Annotated in this window: 25 protein-coding genes; 12 read left to right on the plus strand and 13 right to left on the minus strand. The window is 63.7% G+C overall.

What is annotated here, in order from left to right:
- Nucleotides 1-34: 34 nt before the first annotated feature.
- From HQR01_RS01780 to HQR01_RS01790, 3 genes are all read left to right on the plus strand, one after another.
- Nucleotides 35-340: a hypothetical protein gene (locus tag HQR01_RS01780; RefSeq protein ID WP_173212087.1), complete on the plus strand. Its 306-nt coding sequence runs from the start codon at nucleotides 35-37 to the stop codon at nucleotides 338-340.
- Nucleotides 341-536: 196 nt separating this feature from the next.
- Nucleotides 537-1,325 carry a hypothetical protein gene (locus HQR01_RS01785; protein ID WP_173212088.1) on the plus strand — a complete coding sequence of 263 codons (789 nt, stop codon included), beginning with the start codon at nucleotides 537-539 and terminating at the stop codon, nucleotides 1,323-1,325.
- A 17-nt stretch (nucleotides 1,326-1,342) separates the two neighbouring features.
- Complete coding sequence (locus HQR01_RS01790) at nucleotides 1,343-2,035, plus strand: hypothetical protein (RefSeq protein ID WP_173212089.1); 693 nt, start codon at nucleotides 1,343-1,345, stop codon at nucleotides 2,033-2,035.
- Between the two features lie 5 nt (nucleotides 2,036-2,040).
- Here the strand turns inward: HQR01_RS01790 and HQR01_RS01795 are convergent, their stop codons facing one another.
- The 8 genes from HQR01_RS01795 to rpsU form a co-directional block, all read right to left on the minus strand.
- Nucleotides 2,041-2,502 (minus strand): tRNA (cytidine(34)-2'-O)-methyltransferase, encoded by a 462-nt coding sequence (locus HQR01_RS01795; RefSeq protein ID WP_199800348.1) that lies wholly within the window; start codon nucleotides 2,500-2,502, stop codon nucleotides 2,041-2,043.
- 7 nt (nucleotides 2,503-2,509) lie between these two features.
- Nucleotides 2,510-2,920 carry a GFA family protein gene (locus tag HQR01_RS15305; RefSeq protein WP_267905498.1) on the minus strand — a complete coding sequence of 137 codons (411 nt, stop codon included), beginning with the start codon at nucleotides 2,918-2,920 and terminating at the stop codon, nucleotides 2,510-2,512.
- The gene (gene gatB / locus HQR01_RS01805) at nucleotides 2,920-4,422 is read right to left on the minus strand and encodes an Asp-tRNA(Asn)/Glu-tRNA(Gln) amidotransferase subunit GatB (protein WP_173212091.1); all 1,503 of its coding nucleotides are present in this window, start codon (nucleotides 4,420-4,422) and stop codon (nucleotides 2,920-2,922) included. The genes HQR01_RS15305 and gatB overlap by 1 nt, the downstream gene beginning before the upstream one ends.
- Nucleotides 4,413-5,894 carry an Asp-tRNA(Asn)/Glu-tRNA(Gln) amidotransferase subunit GatA gene (gene gatA, locus HQR01_RS01810; protein WP_173212092.1) on the minus strand — a complete coding sequence of 494 codons (1,482 nt, stop codon included), beginning with the start codon at nucleotides 5,892-5,894 and terminating at the stop codon, nucleotides 4,413-4,415. Before gatA ends, gatB begins: the two co-directional genes overlap by 10 nt.
- Nucleotides 5,894-6,196, minus strand: coding sequence for an Asp-tRNA(Asn)/Glu-tRNA(Gln) amidotransferase subunit GatC (gatC, locus tag HQR01_RS01815; protein ID WP_173212093.1), 303 nt, complete (start codon nucleotides 6,194-6,196; stop codon nucleotides 5,894-5,896). The genes gatA and gatC overlap by 1 nt, the downstream gene beginning before the upstream one ends.
- Before the next feature lie 57 nt (nucleotides 6,197-6,253).
- On the minus strand, nucleotides 6,254-7,963 hold the full coding sequence (locus HQR01_RS01820; protein ID WP_173212094.1) for a DUF4153 domain-containing protein: 1,710 nt from the start codon (nucleotides 7,961-7,963) through the stop codon (nucleotides 6,254-6,256).
- A 25-nt stretch (nucleotides 7,964-7,988) separates the two neighbouring features.
- Entirely contained in the window at nucleotides 7,989-8,534 is a 546-nt protein-coding gene (locus tag HQR01_RS01825; protein ID WP_173212095.1) for an FKBP-type peptidyl-prolyl cis-trans isomerase, read from the minus strand.
- Nucleotides 8,535-8,612: 78 nt separating this feature from the next.
- Nucleotides 8,613-8,819: a 30S ribosomal protein S21 gene (gene rpsU, locus HQR01_RS01830; protein WP_021690322.1), complete on the minus strand. Its 207-nt coding sequence runs from the start codon at nucleotides 8,817-8,819 to the stop codon at nucleotides 8,613-8,615.
- 226 nt (nucleotides 8,820-9,045) lie between these two features.
- Here rpsU and crcB point away from each other — a divergent pair, with 226 nt between their 5' ends.
- From crcB to HQR01_RS15385, 7 genes are read left to right on the plus strand one after another with little or no spacing between them, the layout of a single operon-like run.
- Nucleotides 9,046-9,456, plus strand: coding sequence for a fluoride efflux transporter CrcB (gene crcB, locus HQR01_RS01835; protein ID WP_173212096.1), 411 nt, complete (start codon nucleotides 9,046-9,048; stop codon nucleotides 9,454-9,456).
- Nucleotides 9,453-10,607, plus strand: a complete 1,155-nt coding sequence (locus tag HQR01_RS01840) for an RluA family pseudouridine synthase (RefSeq protein ID WP_173212097.1) — start codon at nucleotides 9,453-9,455, stop codon at nucleotides 10,605-10,607. Before crcB ends, HQR01_RS01840 begins: the two co-directional genes overlap by 4 nt.
- Entirely contained in the window at nucleotides 10,607-11,209 is a 603-nt protein-coding gene (locus tag HQR01_RS01845; protein ID WP_173212098.1) for an FMN-binding negative transcriptional regulator, read from the plus strand. Before HQR01_RS01840 ends, HQR01_RS01845 begins: the two co-directional genes overlap by 1 nt.
- 2 nt (nucleotides 11,210-11,211) lie before the next feature.
- Nucleotides 11,212-11,868, plus strand: coding sequence for an HAD-IA family hydrolase (locus HQR01_RS01850; protein ID WP_173212099.1), 657 nt, complete (start codon nucleotides 11,212-11,214; stop codon nucleotides 11,866-11,868).
- Complete coding sequence (locus HQR01_RS01855; RefSeq protein WP_173212100.1) at nucleotides 11,855-12,064, plus strand: hypothetical protein; 210 nt, start codon at nucleotides 11,855-11,857, stop codon at nucleotides 12,062-12,064. The genes HQR01_RS01850 and HQR01_RS01855 overlap by 14 nt, the downstream gene beginning before the upstream one ends.
- The gene (locus HQR01_RS01860) at nucleotides 12,061-12,753 is read left to right on the plus strand and encodes an ATP12 family chaperone protein (protein ID WP_173212101.1); all 693 of its coding nucleotides are present in this window, start codon (nucleotides 12,061-12,063) and stop codon (nucleotides 12,751-12,753) included. Before HQR01_RS01855 ends, HQR01_RS01860 begins: the two co-directional genes overlap by 4 nt.
- Complete coding sequence (locus HQR01_RS15385; RefSeq protein WP_173212102.1) at nucleotides 12,740-13,075, plus strand: putative quinol monooxygenase; 336 nt, start codon at nucleotides 12,740-12,742, stop codon at nucleotides 13,073-13,075. Before HQR01_RS01860 ends, HQR01_RS15385 begins: the two co-directional genes overlap by 14 nt.
- Nucleotide 13,076: 1 nt before the next feature.
- Here HQR01_RS15385 and HQR01_RS01870 read toward each other — a convergent pair whose 3' ends face one another.
- From HQR01_RS01870 to HQR01_RS01885, 4 genes are read right to left on the minus strand one after another with little or no spacing between them, the layout of a single operon-like run.
- Complete coding sequence (locus HQR01_RS01870) at nucleotides 13,077-13,661, minus strand: ABC-type transport auxiliary lipoprotein family protein (protein WP_173212103.1); 585 nt, start codon at nucleotides 13,659-13,661, stop codon at nucleotides 13,077-13,079.
- A 10-nt stretch (nucleotides 13,662-13,671) separates the two neighbouring features.
- A complete protein-coding gene (locus tag HQR01_RS01875) occupies nucleotides 13,672-14,619 on the minus strand; it encodes an MlaD family protein (protein ID WP_173212104.1) in 948 nt (315 codons plus the stop codon).
- A gap of 10 nt (nucleotides 14,620-14,629) precedes the next feature.
- On the minus strand, nucleotides 14,630-15,532 hold the full coding sequence (locus tag HQR01_RS01880; RefSeq protein ID WP_173212105.1) for an ABC transporter ATP-binding protein: 903 nt from the start codon (nucleotides 15,530-15,532) through the stop codon (nucleotides 14,630-14,632).
- On the minus strand, nucleotides 15,532-16,644 hold the full coding sequence (locus HQR01_RS01885; RefSeq protein WP_173212106.1) for an MlaE family ABC transporter permease: 1,113 nt from the start codon (nucleotides 16,642-16,644) through the stop codon (nucleotides 15,532-15,534). Before HQR01_RS01885 ends, HQR01_RS01880 begins: the two co-directional genes overlap by 1 nt.
- 104 nt (nucleotides 16,645-16,748) lie before the next feature.
- Here HQR01_RS01885 and HQR01_RS01890 point away from each other — a divergent pair, with 104 nt between their 5' ends.
- Nucleotides 16,749-19,454, plus strand: a complete 2,706-nt coding sequence (locus HQR01_RS01890; protein WP_173212107.1) for a valine--tRNA ligase — start codon at nucleotides 16,749-16,751, stop codon at nucleotides 19,452-19,454.
- 303 nt (nucleotides 19,455-19,757) lie between these two features.
- A complete protein-coding gene (locus tag HQR01_RS01895; RefSeq protein ID WP_173212108.1) occupies nucleotides 19,758-20,492 on the plus strand; it encodes a 7-carboxy-7-deazaguanine synthase QueE in 735 nt (244 codons plus the stop codon).
- A 61-nt stretch (nucleotides 20,493-20,553) separates the two neighbouring features.
- Here the strand turns inward: HQR01_RS01895 and HQR01_RS01900 are convergent, their stop codons facing one another.
- Nucleotides 20,554-21,096 carry an RNA ligase 1 family protein gene (locus tag HQR01_RS01900; protein WP_173212109.1) on the minus strand — a complete coding sequence of 181 codons (543 nt, stop codon included), beginning with the start codon at nucleotides 21,094-21,096 and terminating at the stop codon, nucleotides 20,554-20,556.
- Between the last annotated feature and the right edge of the window lie 50 nt (nucleotides 21,097-21,146).

The raw sequence follows: 21,146 nt of genomic DNA on the forward strand, positions 1-21,146 counted from the left end.
ACCAATCCAACCTCAAGCGAAGAGAGGAAATGCCATGTCCGTAGCCGGTACCTATGAGACCACCGTCAAGAGCCCGATGGGCGACCAGAAGGGCACGCTGACCGTCAATCCCAGCGACGATGGCACCAGCTTCACCGGCTCGATGGCCGGCGGCATGGGCGCGATGGACATCGCCGACGGGTCGGTCGATGGCAACACCATCAGCTGGAAGATGAACATGACGGTGCCGATGCCGATGACGCTGACCTGCACCGCCACCATCGACGGCGACAGCCTGACCGGCAAGGTCAATGCCGGCGCCTTTGGCGACATGCCGCTGACGGGCACGCGCAAGGCCTGATCCGGCCAAGTAACGAGCAACAAAAAAGGGCGTCGGGATTTGATTCCGGCGCCCTTTTCTTGCGCCATTCACAATGCGCAAGAGAAGCACGGCCTTGCCATCGTGAGATGGTTGTGGCCAAATCGACGTCAAGAATCAGTGGTCGCGTCCGCGTCTCGAGTGAGACAATCGCAATCGTTCCTCAGGGAGAGTGAGGATGACCACGTTACTTTCGAAATTTGTCGGCGTGGCAGGCGCTGCCGCCCTCGTTGCCACCCCCGCCCTGGCGGAAAAGGCCGATCAGCTGATCGATATCAACGGCTCCTATGGCCGGGATGCGGAATCAGCGCTGCAATCGCGCGGGTTCAGCCACGTTTCGACCAACAAGAAGTCGTCGGGCTACGTCTACAGCTATTGGTGGAACGAGCGCGATGACGACTGCGTCCAGGTCGAAGTCTACAATGGCCGGGTCGAAACGATCACCGATGCCAGCGACCAGGATTGCGGCCATCACAAGGGCGGTAATGCCGCAGCGGCGGTCGGCGTCGTCGCAGGGGCGGCATTGCTAGGCGCCTTGTTGAGCCACAAGGGCAGCCATCACGACGACGGTCAGCATTCATCCGACCATCAGGCCGAGGCGCAGTACGAACGTGGTTATAACGACGGCCTGCACAATGCGGCCTACCACAATTACGATCGTTCGGACGCCTATTCGAGCGGCTATTCCGCGGGCGTCGACCAGCGCAATGCCAACCTCTCGCATCATTCGGGCCGCGGCGGCTATGCCCAGCACGTTGCTTTCAACGATCTCCAGGGTGCGCGCGCGGCGGGCGGTATGGATGAACTCGAGCGGCGCGGCTTCAGCCAGGTCGATAACTTCACTTCGGGCAATACGCGCTATTCGATCCAGTGGCGCTCTGCGTCGCGCCAATGCGTGCAGGTGACGATCGCTGACGGTCATCTCTACGACCTGCGCGATATCGGCCAGCATCCCAACTGCCGTTGATACGAGGGAGAGCAATCATGCAGCGATCGATGATCATGGCGGGCGCCGCCGCGCTCGCCCTCTCCGCCTGCGGCGGAAGCCAGGCCTCGGATGATACCGGGGCGTCCTCAACCCCGGTGGAGGACGTGGCAGTCATCCCCGAAGCCCTCGCCCCGTTCGGTGACGGTTATCCCAACCCGGGTGATGCGTGCCGCCGGCTGGGCGAGAGTGAAGCGACGTCCAACTTCCTCGACGACAGTGCCACCCTTGTGGGCTGCCCATCGGAAGCCGCCGCCGAAGCGCTCGGCGGCACGGTCATCGGGAACATCGACGGGGTTCGCCTGGTCAGTATCCCGATGGGCAATGCCAATGTCGGCATGACCCTGCCCGTCGATGCGCCCAGCGAAGACGCGCTGGTCCCCGGAACCGACTACAATGCCACCGCCCAGATCCGCTGCGGCTTCAAGAACGCCAAGCCATCGCAGAGCTGCGATGCGGGGGTGAAGCGCAAATGGGGTGAAGACGGCACCACGCTGGTCGAAGTGCAGAAACCCGATGGCTTCAAACGCGCGATCTTCTTCAAGGGAACCGAACCCTATGGAGCGGATAGCGCTCAGTCCGACGGTTCGGCCGGGTGGACCTTCACATCGACCCGGAGCGGCGATGAGGTCACCATCCGGTTTGGCCCGGAAACCTATGTGATCGTCGACGCTTTCGTAGAAGGCGGCTGACAGGCCTAGCGGGGAAGGTGCGTCCGCACCGCCTGGTAGGCCGCCGCGGCGACCGTATTGGCCAGGTTGAGCGAGCGCACCTTGTCCGATCGCATCGGCAGGCTCACCATTTGCTCGCGGTGCGCCTCAACGATCGCAGGCGGGATGCCCTTGGTCTCGCGCCCAAACACGAGATAGGCGTCCGCGGGATAGTCGGGTTCGTAGAAGCTGCGCGGGGCATATTCCTCGAACAGGAACAGCTGGTCGGCACGCGGAGACCGATCTGCGATGAAGGCATCCCAACTGGCGAATTCGACCAGCCGGATATGCGGCCAGTAATCGAGACCCGATCGCTTCACCCGCTTGTCCGAAATCTCGAACCCCAGCGGATGGATCAGCACCAGTTCCATGTCGAGCGCAACGCAGGTGCGCCCCACCGCCCCGGTATTGCCGGGTATTTCAGGCTGGACGAGGACGATGGAAGTCACGGCCGGCTCAGCCGTCGGAACCGAGGATGCTACTCTCGCGAATGTAGCCGAACTCACCCTCTCCGGACCACGCCTTGCCATCGGGAAAGCGGAGTTCAATTCCCGCCAGTTCTGCCTCTTCGGCCAAACCCATGTTGACGCCCAACATGATGTCCCCGAATTTGACCACCGCTGCCTCGGTCAATCGGAAATGAGTGGTCGAGCCGCAACTTGGGCAAAAATGAACCTCGACGGCCGGTTCGTCCTTGTCGTGACGGCGATAGCTCGAGCTACTCCCGGTGACCGTCACCTCAGCAGGTTCGAAATAGCCCCAGCGCGCCCCAGACTTGCGGCAAAGGTCACAGTTGCACGCATGGATGAATTCCGGCCTCCTGCTAGTCGTGACCCGCACGCCTCCACAGAAGCATTCAAGTGTCATTATCCCAGCTTGTCCTTGAGGATCTGGTTGACCACAGCTGGGTTGCCCTTGCCCTGCAGCGCCTTCATCGTCTGGCCGACGAAGAAGCCGAACAGCTTGTCCTTGCCGCTGCGGTATTCCTCGACCTTGTCGGCGTTGGCGGCGAGGACTTCGTCGATCACGCTTTCGATCGCGCCGGTGTCGCTGAGCTGCTTAAGCCCCTCGGTCTCGGCGATCTCTTCCGGGGTCCGGCCGGTCTTGAGGACGATCTCGAAGATCTCCTTCGCCTGGCCGCCGCTGATTTCGCCCTTGGCCTGCATATCGAGGATCGCAGCCTGCGCTTCTGCGGTGGCGAAGGCCGGATTGGCCTCTTCACCCAGCGCGTTGATCACGCCGGGTGCGACCGACAGCGCCCAGTTGGCGACCTGCGTGGCGACATCGCGTTCGGGCTTGCCGATGCCCCTGGCAGTAGCGGCGAGCAGCGTTTCGAAGCGGGCAAAGGTCTCGACTTCGGCGGTCAGTTCGCGGGCATTGTATTCGCTCAGGCCCAGGTCCCCGACATAGCGCGCGCGCTTGGCATCGGGCAGTTCGGGCAACGAGGCGCGGCACTCCTCGAGGAAAGCGTCTTCGAGCTCGAGCGGAAGCAGGTCGGGATCGGGGAAGTAGCGGTAATCATGCGCGTCTTCCTTCGAACGCATCGTCCGCGTGGTGCCCGTACCCGGATCGAACAGGCGGGTTTCCTGTTCGACCGTACCGCCATTCTCGATCACATCGACCTGGCGGTTGGCCTCATATTCGATGACCTGCATGACGAAGCGAACCGAGTTGACGTTCTTCGTCTCGGTCCGCGTGCCGAATTCCTCGCCCGGGCGACGCACCGACACATTGACGTCGGCGCGCATCGATCCTTCTTCCATATTGCCGTCGCACGAACCGACATAGCGCAGGATCGCGCGCAGCTTGCGGACATAGGCCCCGGCCTCCGCCGGCGAACGCATGTCAGGCTTCGACACGATTTCCATCAGCGCCACACCGCTGCGGTTGAGATCGACATAGGACATGGTCGGATGCTGGTCATGCATCAGCTTGCCCGCATCCTGTTCCACATGGATTCGCTCGATGCCGATCACCTTGTCTTCGGCGATCCCGGCCTTTTCGTCGGCGTCGATCATAAGGCTGCCCTCACCCACCAGCGGATGGTAGAGCTGGCTGATCTGGTAGCCCTGCGGCAGGTCGGCATAGAAGTAGTTCTTGCGGTCGAAACGCGACCATTTGTTGATCTGCGCCTCGATCGCCATGCCGGTGCGCACCGCCTGGCGGATGCATTCGCGGTTGGGCACCGGCAGCATGCCCGGCATCGCCGCATCGACGAGGCTGACCTGCGTGTTCGGCTCCGCCCCGAAGGCGGTGGCGGCACCGCTGAACAGCTTGGAATTCGAGACGACCTGCGCGTGGACTTCGAGGCCGATCACGACCTCCCATTCGCCCGTTGCGCCCTGGATGCGGTAAGTGCTCACCACCATTTCTCCGGCTGAGCGTTGAAGTTGGCGCGCTGCTGGATCGCCAGACCCGCGTTCAGCACGCCCTGTTCGTCGAAGGGCCTGCCGACGATCTGCAGGCCGAGCGGCAGGCCGTCTCCGTTGAGCATGGCGGGGACGCTCATCGCGGGCAGGCCGGCAAGGCTCGCAGGCACGGAAAAGACGTCGTTGAGGTACATCGCCAGCGGATCGTCGGTCTTCTCGCCCAGCGGGAAGCTGGCGGTCGGCGTGGTCGGGGCGAGGATCACGTCGCACTGGGTGAAGGCCTCGGCATAGTCGCGGCTCACCAGCGCGCGAACCTTCTGTGCCTGCGTGTAATAGGCATCGTAGAAGCCCGCGCTGAGCACATAGGTGCCCATCAGGATGCGGCGCTTGACCTCATCGCCGAAACCGGCGGCACGGGTGGCGGCATACATGTCCTGCAAACCCGCCCCATCGGGCAGGTCGCGCAGGCCGTAGCGCACGCCGTCATAGCGCGCGAGATTGCTCGAAGCTTCGGCGGGCGCGACGATGTAATAGGCAGGCAGCGCATACTTGGTATGCGGCAGCGAGATATCGACCACCTCGGCCCCCGCGTCGCGCAGCCATTCCATGCCGCGATCCCAGCTGGCCAGCACTTCGGCGTCGGTCCCTTCCATGCGGTATTCGCGCGGGATGCCGATCTTCTTGCCGCGCAAGTCGGCCGACAAATCGGCTTCCCAATTCGGCACCGGCATGTCGAGGCTGGTGGAATCCTTGGGATCGAAGCCGGCCATGGCTTCGAGCATGATCGCGCAATCCTCGACGCTGCGCGCCATCGGCCCGGCCTGGTCGAGGCTGGAGGCGAAGGCGACGACGCCCCAGCGGCTACAGCGGCCATAGGTCGGCTTGATTCCGCAAATGCCGGTGAAGGCGGCGGGCTGGCGGATCGAGCCGCCGGTATCGGTGCCGGTTGCGGCCGGAGCGATGCGCGCGGCGACTGCGGCAGAGGAACCGCCCGAGGAACCGCCCGGGCTCATCGCGGCATTGGTGCCCGACTTCTTCCACGGCGAGGAGACATTGCCGAAATAGCTGGTCTCGTTCGAGCTGCCCATGGCGAACTGGTCGAGGTTGAGCTTGCCCAGCATGCCCGCGCCGGCATCCCACAGGTTCTGCGAAACGGTGCTCTCATACTCGGGCTTGAAGCCTTCGAGGATATGGCTTGCGGCGGTAGTCTGGACGCCGCGGGTGGCGAAGAGGTCCTTCATGCCGATCGGCACGCCGCCCATCTTGCCCAGGTCCTCGCCCCTGGCGCGCTTGGCATCGACCGCATCGGCGGCGGCGAGCGCATGATCGGGGGTGGTGACAATGAAGGCGTTGAGCACGGCGGCTTCGGCCACGGCAGCGTTGAAGGCTTCGGCCACTTCGCGCGCGGTAAAGGTTCCGGCGGCCACGCCGTCACGGATGGGCTTGACGCCGAGTTCGGTCAGGCTGGTCATTATTCGATCACCTTGGGCACGCCGAAGAAGCCATGTTCGGCCGCCGGTGCATTGGCCAGAACGTCGTCGCGGCGACCGCCGCCGGTCTTGGGATCGGCATCGACCACATCATCGCGCAGGCGCAAGTGGTTGGGGATGACCGCAGTCATCGGTTCGACCCCGGACACGTCGACCTCACCGAGCTGTTCCACCCAGGCGAGGATGCCGTTCAATTCGGGCACCATGCGTTCGAGTTCCGCGTCGCCCATCTTGATCCGGGCGAGCGAGGCGATCTTCGCCACTTCTTCACGTGTTACGGACATGCGCGCGCCCTAGCCGCGCAGGGGCCGCGCTTCAAGCGGTCATGCTGCGCTGCGGGACTATTCGAACGGCTGGCCTGCGGCCTCGCCATCGATGTAGATACGACGCCCGGTCCATTCGCGAACTTCGACCTTGGAATCAGCGGTCTGTTTGGGCGGATCGAGATCGAAATTGCCCGGCAGGTCCACCGCGACCGAAACCGCGCCATCCTTGTCCCGCTGCTGTGGCGGGGCGTCGAGCACGCGCATGTTCACCTGGCCTCCTTCGACGAAGGCAACGATGGTTCCACCCTTCTCCCCCGGACCCAGGTCGAGCACGACGCAAGTCTTGCTGCAGCGCCAGCTGTTGCCGCTGACTTCTGCCTCCACCGCGTCGCGCAGCGGACCGGCGGGAATATCGGTACGCAGGTTCGCCATGCGAGCTTCACGCTTTTCGCTATCGTCGTCGCGCCAGCGATAGGGGCGCTCGGTCCGATCCTGTGCCAGTTTCGCCAGCTTCGCGACTTCAGGATCGGAACTGGCGACCAGTTCGGCCAATGCGTCGCGTCCGGCTTCGCCGAAATCCCAGCGCAGCGCATCATAGTCGAAATCCTCTGCCTTGACCTTGCCCGCCTCCAGCCGTGCGAGTTGGTTTTGCGTCGAGATCGCGGCGAAATCGGCGAGCGGCATGGCAAGCAGGAAGGCGATGGCACAGGTCGCCACCGCAAGGTGCAGGTTCGCCTGCCGCTGGGTGACCCAGCCATGCTTGCGGCTGCGGATCGCTGCGACGAAGTAGGCCACGCCATAGGCCACCGCCACCGCGATCGCTATCAGGCCCCAGATCCGCTCGGGACTGAGGCCATAGGCATCGATCCGGGTTCCCATCGAAATCACGGCCAGGATCGCCAACGGGAGGATGCCAAGCGCCAGCACAAAGGCGGCCGCGCGCATGATCCGCGATTTGCTCGCGGCTTCCTCGCTATCGCGAAGCACCGCATTGACCAGCACGAAGCTAGCCACTGCAATGGCGAGCAGCATAGGCGTGGCGCTGTGGGTCGCTTCCCACAACACGTCGAGCCCCCTCGTCGCTACCGCCGCGAGGAACAGCACCACTGCCGCCGCAAGGGGCACCGCGAGCAGCGCAAACACCAGCATGACGACATTCTGCAACGTGCCGAGGATCCGCACCTGGTTGCGCAGCACGCCCAGAGCTGCCCCGAAAGCCACGCCAGAGAACATCCAACCAAACAGTCCCTTGTCGAGGAGTTCGCGCAGAAAGTCGATCTTGATGGCGTGAAACAGCTCGGCGAGCAGCACCACGACCAGCCACGACAGGCCGGTGAACGCTAAGGCGCCACCGGCCGCGATGGCATCGGTCCACACATGGTAGTGCGCCTCGGCATAGGAGGTCTTCCAGCGGTGGCGGTGAAATCCTGCCTGGAACAACGGTACCGCGAGCAGGGCAGATACCACCCCTGCGGCCAGCCAATAGCCAGCCGCATCATGATGGTGCTCGGCACCCGCGACGCGCCAGGCGATTCCCGCCATGACAATGCCGACCCCCGCAGAAAACAGTGCTGCATGAAGCCATTTGTCCCGCTCCAGCGTAAGCCCTGCCGTTATGGTACCGAAGAAGGCAAGCGCGGTCAGCGCCGCGCGCCAGGGCTCGAACGTGCCATTGTATCCGTCGGAGAAGAACCAGACGCCCAGGCCGCCAAGGCCAAGAATGCCTGCAAGCAGCCACGGCCGCAGCGGCCAATCGGGTTCGTGAACTGTTGTCGTCTCGTTCAAGCGCCTTCTCCCCGGCGCCGCCGTATTACTCGGTCGGGGCGGCGCCCTGCTGTTGCTGCATCATCTGCTGTATAGCAGCCGCGCGGGCCTGGAAATCGGCCTTGCTCATGAAATCAACCACTTCGACCTCGAACACCAGATCGGCGTTCGGCGGGATCGGCGAACCGGGAGGCGGCGAAGCGCCGTAGGCCTGGTCGGCCGGAATGGTCAGCGTGTACTTGCCGCCCTTCTGCATCTCCTGGATCCCGGTCAGAAAGCCGTCGATGATCGCGCCATCCTCCAGCAGCAGCGGATTGCCCTCGGGAAGCAGGCCGGGCGGGATCGGCAGTGGTTGCGAACGGTCGAACTCGGTCCCATCGGCCAGCTTGCCGACATAGTTCACGAACACCACGTCGCCGATCTTCGGCGATGCACCCGTGCCCTCGGTGATCGTGTCGACCGAAAGGCCCTTGGGCGCGGCGGCCCAGGCAAGACCGGCGCCGATCAGCACCGCGACGATGACACCCAGCCACAGCTTGGTGAGCGAGCCCTTGGCGATGGGCTGGAGGGGAACGCGGGTGATCTCGGTCATGGTACTCGTGTCCTGATACGCAAAGGGCGCGGATTTCTCCGCGCCCTCATGGCTTAGCTTGGATTGGCTGGCAACGGCTTACTTGACGCCGTCACGCTCCATCCGCTTGCGCTCGAGCTTGCGGGCGCGGCGAACGGCAGCAGCCTTTTCACGGGCGCGCTTTTCGCTCGGCTTCTCGAAGTGGCGGCGCAGCTTCATTTCGCGATACACCCCCTCACGCTGCAGCTTCTTCTTGAGCGCGCGCAGGGCCTGGTCGACGTTGTTATCGCGAACGATGATCTGCATAAATTCCAACACCTCACTAAGCGGGACAGAGCCCGCCGCTGCGGGGTTGCCTCCTTGATTACGGTTTCGTCTAGAGAACGAAAAACGCGCCGAATCCGTTCCGGATCGGCTCGAACGGGGGCGCACATACGGATTCGAGCGACAAAAGGCAAGCGTCCTTCGACAAGCACGGGTCGCAACAGCTGCCGCTTTCCGATTCGGGCGCAAGCCGCTAGGGGGCGAGGCAATGTCATCGCTTACCCCCTTTATCGCCGCGCTGCACGTCTTCATCGGCGGCGGCTTCGGTGCGTTGCTGCGATATCAGCTCGGGCGTGCCATGACCCACTGGCTCGGCGTACAGGCCGTCTCCACTTTCCCGTGGGCGACGCTGGCCGCTAACGCGCTGGGCAGCGTGCTGATGGGCGTGCTGGCCGGCTGGCTGGCCCGCCACGGTTCGGCCGGCGGGGAGCAATTGCGGTTGCTGCTCGGCGTCGGGCTGCTCGGCGGCTTCACCACTTTCAGCGCCTTCAGCCTCGAAATGGTCCTGCTGCTCGAACGCGGACAGTTCACATTCGCGGCACTCTATGCGGTGCTGTCCTTCGCGCTCGGCATCAGCGGACTGATCTTCGGGCTCACCATGATGCGGAGCTTCGCATGACGACGTCGGACGAAGTACGCACCTTCACCGTCGCGCCCGATGATGACGGCGTGCGGCTCGACCGCTGGTTCAAACGCCACCTGCCGCAAATCGGCTTCGGCACCGTTAGCAAATGGGCGCGCACCGGGCAGGTTCGCGTGGATGGCAAGCGCGTGAAGCCTGAAGATCGTATCGCCGCAGGCCAGACCGTCCGGGTGCCCCCAGGGGGCGACGCACCGCACAAGGCACCCAAGGCCAAGCGCGCGCTGACCGCGGCAGAGGTCGAAGCGGCGCAGGCGATGGTCATCCAGCAGGACAAGGCGGCGATCGTACTCAACAAGCCCCCCGGCCTCGCCACGCAGGGCGGCACGGGGACTACCAGCCATGTCGACGGGCTGCTCGACGCCTTCGCGCCGGGCGAGGATGAGCCGCGCCCTCGCCTCGTCCACCGGCTCGACAAGGACACGTCGGGCGTGTTGCTGATCGCCCGGACGCCGGGCAGCGCCGCATTCTTTTCCAAGCGCTTCTCGGGTCGCAGCGCCAAGAAGGTCTATTGGGCGTTGGTCGTCGGCGTGCCCGAGGTCGCACAGGGGATCATCGAGGCTCCGCTGGCCAAGCAACCGGGTTCGGGCGGCGAGAAGATGCACGTCGATCACGACGGCGGGCAGCCGGCCAAGACCAAGTATCGCGTGGTCGATAAAGCTGGGAATCGCGCCGCCTGGCTCGAACTGGAACCACTCACCGGGCGCACGCACCAATTGCGCGTCCACTGCGCGGCCATGGGCAATCCGATCGTCGGCGACGGCAAATACGGCGGCAAGGACGCCTTCCTCACCGGATCGATCAGTCGCAAGATGCACCTGCATGCGCGACGCCTGATCATCGACAGCCCGGCCGGCGGCAAGATCGATGCGACAGCCGAACTGCCCGAGCATTTCGCGGCGAGCATGGAACAGCTCGGCTTCAACATCGGCGCCAGCGACGCCTCCCCCATGCGCGACGATCCGCCGCCCAAGAGTCGCGAGGAGAAGAAGCAGCAGGCCCGCGCCCACGCCAAGCAACTGCGCAAGAGCAAGCCCACGCGCCGTGGCCGTGCCACTGCCAATGCCGCAAGCAAGCCCAAGCCGAGGTCTCGTGCGAAACCGTCCAAGCCGCCCAGGGGCAAGCGCTGATGCATCCCAATCCGGCCTTCCGCCACGATGATCGGCAGCTTTTCGAGACGCTGATCGCTGAAATCGGCTTTGGCATGGTCTTCTGCACGACGCCGGATGGGCCACGCGTGGCGCATGTCCCGCTGCACTCTACCGGCGATGGTGCCGTGCAATTCCACTTGGCACGCGGCAACGCACTGACGAAGCATCTCGAGGGCCAGACCGCCCTTGCGGTCGTCAACGGGCCGGACGGCTATGTCAGTGCGCGCTGGTATGCCGACCAGAAGCGCGTTCCGACCTGGAATTATGTAGCGCTGGAGCTTGAAGGGCGCGTCCGGCGGATGGATGGCGACGGCCTGCTTGCCCAGGTCGAGGCTGTAACCGCCCGCGAAGAAGCCCGTGTGCTCGGAGGCAAGCCCTGGACCATGGACAAGCTGCCCGACAGCCATAGGCGCGGACTGCTGGCCGCGATCGTCGGCTTCGAGCTGGAAATCTCTGCCTGGCGCCCGACCTTCAAGCTGTCGCAGAACGCCCCAGCAGAGGAACGCGAGCGCGTGATTGCCGGACTAGAGTTGCAGGGTGCACGCGCCATTGCCGACCTGATGCGCAAGCTGGTGCCCTAGGCGTGCGGCTGGCGGTTTTCGATTGTGACGGAACGCTGGTCGATGGCCAGGCCGCGATCTGCGAAACGATGGAGCAAGCCTTCGCCACGGCGGGCTTGCCGCAGCCCGATCGTCATTCCGTGCGGCGCATGGTCGGCCTGTCGCTGCCCTATGCGCTGCGCGAGCTGGCACCCGACGCCGACGAGGAGCAAAGGACACGGGCAGTCGAGGCTTACAAGGCTGGCTATCGCGCCCTGCGCCTGTCCGGTGCGCTGCAGGAACCGCTGTATGACGGGATCGCCGAACTCATCGTGCGGCTGGCAAAGGCCGGCTGGCTGCTGGGCGTCGCCACCGGCAAGAGCGACCGTGGGCTCCATGCCTGCCTCGAAACGCATGGCATCAAGCAGCATTTCGTGACGCTGCAGACCGCCGATCGCCACCCGTCAAAACCACATCCGGCCATGCTCGAGGCTGCATTGTTCGAGGCCGGAGTGACGCCCGCCGACGCCGTAATGATCGGCGATACCAGCTTCGACATGGAAATGGCGCGTGCCGCGCGGGTTCGCGCGATCGGGGTCGACTGGGGCTATCACGAGCCACACGAACTGTTCGAAGCGGGCGCGAGCGCGGTCGCCGGAACGATGGCACAACTTGAGGAGATGATCCTTGGATCAGGATGAACGCGCTGCCCGCCGTTTCTGGCTGTTGCAGTTCATGCGCCTGAGCGGCCTTGCACTGGTGCTGGTCGGCGCGATGATACTCGCAGGGACCATCGAACAATCCGAAGCGGTAGGTGTGGCCTTGTTTGTCATCGGCGCAGTCGACTTCTTCGTCATGCCGATAGTGCTCGCCCGCAGGTGGAAGAGCGACGAGTGAAGCGCTTCTACAAGGACGCCGCCGTGGTGGAGACCGAACTCGGTTTCCACGTCGCGCTCGACGGTCGAGCGATCAAGTCGCAGGGCGGGCAACCGCAAGTGGTGCCAACGCGAGTGCTGGCCGAAATGATGGCGGCAGAATGGCGAGAGCAGGGCGAAGAGATCGATCCGGCGCGCTTCGTACTGCGCGATATGGTCGACTATGCGATCGACGTTCTGCCCACGGCTCGCAGCGAAACAATCGCCAAGATCCTGCGCTACGCAGAGACCGATACGTTATGCTACCGCGCCGATCCCGACGAGCCATTCTGGCGTCGCCAGATGGACGTGTGGGAGCCGCTCTTGGCAGACTTCGAGGCTCGCGAAGGCGTTCGCATGGAGCGTGTGAGCGGCGTGATGCACCGTCTGCAGCCGCCCGATACGCTGGCAAAGCTACGCACCCGCTTGGAGGAACTCGACGAATTCAGCCTCGCCGCGCTGGAGCCGCTGGCCTCGCTAGCCGCTTCGCTCAGCATAGGGCTCTCCGCACTCGAACCACACGCCGATGGGGACGCGCTGTGGAATGCTGCCAATCTCGAGGAGGACTGGCAGGTCGAGCAATGGGGTGAAGACAGCGAAGCTGCGGCTCGCCGCGCCCGCCGCAAGGCAACATTTCTCGCTGCAATGGGCTTCGCCCATGCCGTCAGGTGACAATCACGGTCCGGACGGCAAGGCCCTGCCCTCCCCGCATGTCGAGCTTCATGGCAGGTTGATCTGCGAGAACGCCGAGCAATCGGATTTGGTGCGAAGGCACTTGCCCGAACACATCCGTCTGACCTTGGCCGAGGATGGCTGCTTGTCCTTTCGCGTCGAGGAGACCGGTGATCCGCTTGTGTGGACTGTTGCCGAGCGCTTTGCGGACTGGGCTTCATTTGAAGCGCACCAGTCCCGAAGCAGGGCATCAGCATGGTGGGAAGCCACGGCGGCGATAAGCCGCGATTTTTCGATCAGCGGGCCGGCCAGGGAAAGCTAGATCAGCCGATCCACTCCGCGACTTGCCCTGCCACGTCGTTCGCGGCCTGGTTGAGCGCCGGACCGACCGAACGGACATCGGCAGGAACGCCGGACACCCGCGCCTCGAACCGCTTCGTGACCACTTGCGAACCTCCGCCACTGCGGGTCGCGTCGAACACCACCACCACCGACGATGTGCGTGCATCATAACCGAAGTTGCGCAGCGTTCCGCTCAGGCGATCGGAGGCGCCAGCGCCCGGATCGTCACCATCGATCACCAGGCGACCCGATCTTGCTCGGATGGTCTCGGCGACCATGCGGCGGAACAGCCGCGCGGGCCGTTCGACCCACACCGCATCCTTGAGATAGGCAATCTCGGTGTCACTGACCTGCACCGGAAGGCGGGTGACGTCGAGTGCCCGGGGAACCTCGAATTCAACCATTGCCAGTGCAGTTAGTTGCGATCCGGTCGCGCCTGTTCCGGCGGCGGCGACCTCGGTAGGCGTCAACGTCAGCAAACTGGGAGGCGCTTCGGCGCCCAGGCTTACGCAGCCGCCAAGCAGCAGGGCAGGCGCCAGTGCGGCGATGATGGTCTTGCGGTTCATGCGTCGGCCCTCATGGCTTGTAGTCGGGCAGCGGTGGCGGGCCCAGCAGCGCGCCTGCCCCCTGCTCGTCGAGCTTTTCGGTTACCTCGCGCAGCGCCTTGCTGGTTGCGCGCAAGTCCTTCAGCGTGGCTTCGGCGGCCGGCAAGGTGCTTTCAGTCAGTTGCCTGGTCGCAGGGCGCGCTTCCTTCAGCGTTTCCTCGAGCTCCTTCGCAGCACCGCTGGCAGACGTCAGCGTCGCGCGCAGCTGCCTGGCGATTGATTCGCCTTCGGTGTTCAGCATCCGGTCGGCCGAAGCCGAAACCTTCTCGAACTGGTCGAGCGCTTCGCTCGCTTCGCGCAGCGTCACCTGCAGTTCGGCCATTGTCCGTTCGACCTGCGGCGCCGCCTTGGCAAGGTCGAGCGTCATACGGTTGGTGTTGGCAAGGATCGCGGAGATTTCTTCCTGGTTCTTGTCCGACAGCAGAAGCGTCAACCGCTCGGTCAATGTCGCCAGGCGCTCAAGCAACAAGGGCGCATTGGCGAGGATTTCGTTGAACCCACCCGCGGCTGGCGGGATGATTGGCGCACCTTCGGTGCAGGCCGTGGTTTCGCAGGTGATCGGTGGGGCGCCCGAGCGCGCGCCATCGAGCAGGATGGTCGAAACGCCGGTGAAGCTGCCCTGTATCGTCGCCGTGGTGCCGACGAGGATTGGCACGTCTTCCTTAACCTTGATCCGCACGCGGACGAACTCGGGATCCTTGTCCCACAATGTGATATTCGCGACCTGACCGACAGGAACACCAGCGAAGCTCACCTGGCTGCCATTGGCAAGGCCCGAGACCGACTGCTTGAAGAAGATGTCGTATTCGTTCTGCGCGCCTTCGCTCCATCGGGCGAGCCAGACAGTGAACAGCGCCAGCGCGCCGAGCACCGCCAGTGTCACCACACCGACCCAAACGTAGTTTGCCCGCGTTTCCATCTAGCCTCGCTTATGCCTTGCCTTTTTCGGCTTTGTCCAACGCTTTGACCGCTTGGGCCGCCGCCGGGATATCGCTGTGCTTGCGCAATTCGTCGATCGCCTGGGCGGTCAGCGCGGCGCGTCCACGCGGGCCGTTGAAGTATTCCTGGATCCAGGGATGGTCGAGTTCCATCAGCTTGGGGACGGTGTCGACCGCGATTACCCGACGATCCGCAATCACCGCAACGCGGTCGCAGATTTCGTGCAGGGTGTCGAGGTCGTGGGTGATCAGGAACACCGTCAGGCCGAGCGTGGCCTTGAGCTCACGGGTCAGGTGATCGAACGCCGCCGCGCCGATCGGATCGAGGCCCGCGGTGGGTTCGTCGAGGAACAGTAGTTCGGGATCGAGCGCCAGCGCACGGGCGAGACCGGCGCGCTTGCGCATCCCGCCCGACAGTTCCGCCGGAAATTTGCACGCAGCCTCTCCCGGCAAGCCCGAAAGCATGACCTTGTAGCGCGCAATCTCCTCGAGCAGGTCGGGCGCAATCTCCGGATAGAACTGCTTGAGCGGGACCTGGACGTTTTCGCCCACGGTCAGCGTGGAAAACAGCGCCCCGCCCTGGAACAGCACGCCCCAGCGGTTGCGTACGCCGATCGCCGCATCGGGGTCGGCACCGTTGATCGAGCGGCCGAAAACCTGAATGTCGCCAGCCGAAGGGACCTGCAACCCGATGATCGAGCGCATCAGCACGCTCTTACCGCTACCCGAGCCGCCTACTACGCCCAGGATCTCGCCACGCCGGACCTTAAGATCCAGATTCTGGTGGACTATCTGTTCGCCGAACCGGTTTTCCAGTCCTTCAACCACGATCGGGAACTCGCCGCGATAGCGCTCGTGCCGACCCAGCGGCCTGCCGTCTTCGTCCTGCGGCATCAGCCCCACCCAATCTCGGTGAAGAACACGGCGAATATGGCATCGAGCACGATTACCGCGAAGATCGCCGAGACCACCGCCATGGTGGTACGCAGGCCCACCTGTTCAGAATTACCCTTCACCTGCATCCCGTGATAGCAGCCCGCCAGCGCCACGATCAGGCCGAACACGGGTGCCTTGAGCAGCCCGACCCACAGGTCGTGCAGCGGGACCACATCGTGAATCCGCACCAGGAACGTCCAGAAGGGGATATTGAGCATCAAGTCCCCGATCACGGCGCCGCCGATGATCCCCATCCCTGCCGAATAGAAGCCGAGCAGCGGCATCATGATCACGGCGGCAAGTATGCGCGGGATGACCAGCGCTTCGACCGGCGAGATGCCGATCGTGCGCATCGCATCGACCTCTTCGGTCAGCTTCATCGTCCCGATCTGCGCGGCAAAGGCGCTGCCCGAACGGCCTGCCACCATGATCGCCGTCATCAGCACACCCAATTCGCGCAGGGTGATGCGGCCGACCAGGTTCACCGTCAGTGTCTCCGCCCCGAACTGGGCGAGCTGCACAGCCCCCTGCTGGGCGATGACGATCCCAATGAGGAAACTCATCAACCCGATGATCGGCAGCGCGGTGACCCCGACCAGTTCGAGCTGGTGGACCAGCGCCAGGATGCGAAACCGGCGCGGATGGCGAGCGAGGTGGGCGGTCGCCGAGATAATCGCACCCAGGAAGCTGAGCACGCCCATGATGCCGTCACGCGCGGCGAATACCTTTTCGCCCATCGCCAGCGGCACGCGCTCCCACACGGGCAGCATTTCGGGCACCATGCGCTCTTCGCCGCTCATGCCCTCGAGCGCCTTCAACAGTCGCTCCGCACGTGGGGTGGCCCCGCTGATCTCCGCTTGATGCTGGCTGGCAAGATTGCCCGCGATCCAGGCCCCCACCGTATCGATTTCGCTCACATCCGACAGTTCGATGCGCGCAATTGGGCCTTCGAGCGCGCGAAGTTCCGCGTCGATCGCCCCGATCGTCGAGACAAGGTAGGGCCCCGACAGCGTCAGCAGGGTGTTCCCGCTGCCGTCCTGATCGAGCCGGTAATTCGCCAAGCCATTCATCGGCGTCGGGGTATGCGGGGAAATCCGGCACATAACAAGCGGCTATACTGTGCACCGCAACGGAACGTTGCATCGCAGCATGGGCGCTGGCATGGGCCACCGCCATGACCACTGAATTGCCCAAAACTTTCGACCCCGCCGAAATCGAGGCGCGCTGGTATGCGCATTGGGAAGAAAACGGCCTGTTCCGGCCCGAGCGTCCGGACGCTCAGCCCTATACCATTGTGAACCCGCCGCCGAATGTGACCGGCAGCCTCCATATCGGCCACGCGCTCGACAATACGCTGCAGGACGTGATGATCCGCTACGAGCGGCTGCGCGGCAAGGACGCGCTGTGGGTCGTGGGCACCGACCACGCCGGCATCGCCACGCAGATGGTGGTCGAACGCCAGCTCGAACAGCTGCAGGACAAGCGCACCAATTATTCGCGCGAAGATTTCGTCGCCAAGGTCTGGCAGTGGAAGGAAGAAAGCGGCGGCACGATCACCCGCCAGCTGCGCCGCCTCGGCTGCTCGATGGACTGGTCGCGCGAACAGTTCACCATGGACGAACATTTCAACACCGCGGTGATGAAGGTGTTCGTGGACCTCTATAACGACGGGCTGATCTATCGCGACAAGCGACTGGTGAACTGGGACGTCAAGCTGAAGACCGCTATCAGCGACCTTGAGGTCGAGACGCACGAGGTCAAGGGCGGCTTCTGGCACTTCCGCTACCCATTGGCAGACGGCGTCAAGACGTCCGAGGGCAAGGATTACCTTGTCGTCGCGACCACGCGGCCTGAAACCATGCTGGCCGATATGGCAGTGGCGGTCCATCCGGATGACGCGCGCTACAAATCGGTTGTCGGCAAGGATATCCTCCAGCCGATCACCGGCCGCCGGTTCAAGGTCATCGCCGACGAGCACGCCGATCCCGAACTGGGCAGCGGCTGCGTGAAGATCACCCCGGGGCACGATTTCAACGACTTCGAAGTAGGCAAGCGCGCGGGCATGAAGCCGGGCGAAATGCTCAACATGCTCGATGCCGAAGGCAACGTCTGCCAGACCGCCGACGGGCTGGTGCCGGACGAATTCGTCGGCCTGCACCGCTTCCGCCACGATGGCAGTGACGGCGCGCGCGAACTGGTCGTCGCGCGGATGAAGGAACTCGGCTTCCTCATCCCTCATGTCACCAAGGACAAGGACGGCAACGAACTCGAGCACGATGCCGAGCCACGCACGATCCAGACTCCCTTCGGCGATCGCGGCGGCGTGGTCGTCGAACCATGGCTGACCGATCAGTGGTATGTCGATGCCGAAAAGCTGGCCAAGGCCCCGATCGAGGCGGTCCGTTCGGGCGCGATCGAGATCGTGCCGAAGAGCTGGGAGAAGACCTTCTTCAACTGGATGGAAAACATCCAGCCCTGGTGTGTCAGCCGCCAGCTGTGGTGGGGCCACCGGATTCCAGCTTGGTACGATGAGGACGGCAATGTCTTTGTCGCCATGACCGAGGAAGAGGCGCAGGCCAAGGCCGGCAATCGCAAGCTGACCCGTGACGAGGATGTCCTCGACACCTGGTTTTCTTCCGCCCTGTGGCCATTCGCCACACTCGGCTGGCCGGAGAACACCGAACTGCTCCAGCGCCATTATCCCAACGATCTGCTGATATCGGGCTTCGACATCCTGTTCTTCTGGGATGCGCGCATGGCGATGCAGGGGATGAAGTTCATGGGCCAGGCCCCCTGGCACCGGCTCTACCTCCATGGCCTGGTGCGCGCGGCGGACGGTCAGAAGATGTCCAAGTCCAAGGGCAATGTCGTCGACCCACTGGGCCTGATCGACCAGTATGGTGCCGATGCGTTGCGCTTCTTCATGTGCGCGATGGAAAGCCAGGGCCGCGACATCAAAATGGATGACAAGCGGATCGAGGGTTATCGCAACTTCGCCACCAAGCTGTGGAACGCGACCCGCTTCTGCCAGGCCAATGGCATCGGGGCGAGCGCCACGATCGAGGCCCCTGCCGCAAGCCATGCGGTCAACCGCTGGATCATCGGCGAAGTGGTCGAGACCAAGGATGCGCTGGACAAGGCATTTGCCGACCTGCGCTTCGACGCCGCGGCCAACACGATCTACCACTTCGTCTGGGATCGTTTCTGCGACTGGTACCTTGAGCTGATCAAGGGCCAGATCGACGAGGAGACAAAGGCCGTCGCCGGCTGGGTGCTCGACCAGATCCTCGTCATGCTCCACCCCTTCATGCCCTTCATCACCGAAGAGCTGTGGTCGAAGCAAGGCAACCGAGGCCACTACCCGCTGATCACTGCGCAATGGCCCCAGATCGACGCCGGCGTCGACCCCGACGCAAAGGCGGAAATCGACTGGCTGATCGCACTGACCAGCACGTTGCGTGCGGCGAAGAACGAGCTCGGCATTGCGCCGGGCGCCAAGCTGGAGGCCTATGTCGCCAGCCCCTCGCCGCTCGGCAAGCGCGTGATCGAGGCGAATACCGCTGCGATCGAACGCCTCGCGCGACTGACGCCCATCCACTTTTCCGAGGCACCCGCCGGTGCGGCGATGCAGGTTTCGGCAGGCGAGGATGCCTTCCTTGTCCCGCTCGAAGGTGTGATCGACATTGCGGCGGAGAAGGCGCGGCTCGAAAAGGCGCTCGCCGCCTCGGCCAAGGAAGCGAAGTCGCTCGAAGGGCGCCTTTCCAACGCCAACTTCGTCGAACGTGCGGCGCCCGAAGCTGTCGAGAAGGCCCGTGCCGACCACGCGCATCACGTCGCAGAAGTCGCGCGCCTCGAAGCAGCTTTGGCGCGATTGGGATAGGTGGTGGCTGTCCTTCGACAAGCTCAGGATCAGCAGGCTAGATTCCGGGGCAAGCACAAGACCCGTTCAGCCTGAGCTTGTCGAAGGCCACGCGCCGACGGTGCACGGCCGACGGTGCCCAGTGGTTTCCTACTCGCCCGGCGCGTGTCATGACGGGCCTATTGGTGCCACCATCACTGCAAATGGGGGCCGAAAAGCACCCTAACTGTCGCCTTTAGGAGGTCAAGTGACTGGAAATAGATGGTTTTTAAGGGCGACACCTGAGTCGCCTTTGTCGCCTTCGACGTTCGGGCACGGACCAGGATGCCGCTAGTCCTCGCCACGCAGGCGCCGGGCGAGCCGGAAATTTTCGCCAGCGTTCAAGGCGAGGGCCCCAGTGCGGGGATGCCCTGCACCTTCCTGCGCCTGTCGCGCTGCAATCTGGCGTGCCGGTGGTGCGATACCGCCTACACCTGGCGCTTCGAAGGCGACAATCGCCCGCACCGCGATGACGTGGACTTCGAACGCAAGACCAACCAGCTGAGCCTCGACGAGGAAGAGGTGGCGCGCCGTATTCTCGCGCTCGGGCAGAAGCGCCTTGTGATCACGGGTGGTGAGCCGCTGCTGCAGGCCCCCGCCCTGGCCCGCCTGCTCGACCTGCTGCCCGACATGCATGTGGAAGTCGAAACCAACGGGACGACCAAGGCCTCGACCGCGCTCGATATCCGTATCGACCAATTCAACGTCAGCCCCAAGCTGTCGCATAGCGGCAACCCGGCAGAACTGGCGCTGCTACCCGAACGGCTCGACGCCTACGCCACCGATCCGCGCGCATGGTTCAAATTCGTGATCGCGCAGCCCGAAGACGTCGATGAGGTCCTGGCACTGCACGAACGCTACCGCTTCCGTCCGGACCACGTCTTCCTGATGCCCGAAGGCACCGACAGCGAGACACTGCGCACCCGCGAGAAGTGGCTGGCACCGCTATGCGTCGAGCATGGCTTCCGCCTGTCCGACCGCCTGCATATCCACCTGTTCGGCGATACGCGCGGGACGTGATCCACTCCAAAAAGAGAGGCTCCCACACGCTGGACGAAACGTGTGGGAGCAACGCTGAAAGCTACCAACGCAGCCCGAAGTCACGTCGACGAAGCTTCGCCATTCTGCCGTCTGGATGATGGAACACGAGGCCCTCATGCTCCGGGTGCGCAACAAGCCAATCCTTCAGAGCATCGAAATTGCGCTCCACTTTTACAGGGTGACTACCATGGGGCAGCAATACGTGTCTCTCAAACTCATAGCGCCCTCCTTGAATCTTCGGGCCTAAGAGTTCGTATGTGCCGTCCGGTTCATTGCCAGTGAAGGCTTCCAGATGATATTGGCTTCCTGGGTCGTCCTCCCGCACAGGGACCCAACCGGGGAAATGGCCCGTAACTGGATCAGGTGCGTCAGCAGCCGCGATGAAGCCGTGAGGCTTTGATCGACCCAGTTTCAAGTTATAGCGCTGGTACAATTTGCCGCCTCTGACCAGACAGGCCGTACCATCGAACTTGATTGTAGCTACACCTTCGCCAGCGAGCACCCACTTTTCGCGGCACTCGCGCGTAATGGCATGGGGTCGCGAGGTGCGATCCATGACGAAAACAGTCGGAATCTTCTTCATTTGGCTCCCTTTCCACGAGAATTCGAATCCAACTCGGGGAAACCAAACAA

Origin of the sequence: Erythrobacter mangrovi (assembly GCF_013260645.1) — a bacterium.
Lineage (GTDB): Bacteria > Pseudomonadota > Alphaproteobacteria > Sphingomonadales > Sphingomonadaceae > Qipengyuania > Qipengyuania mangrovi.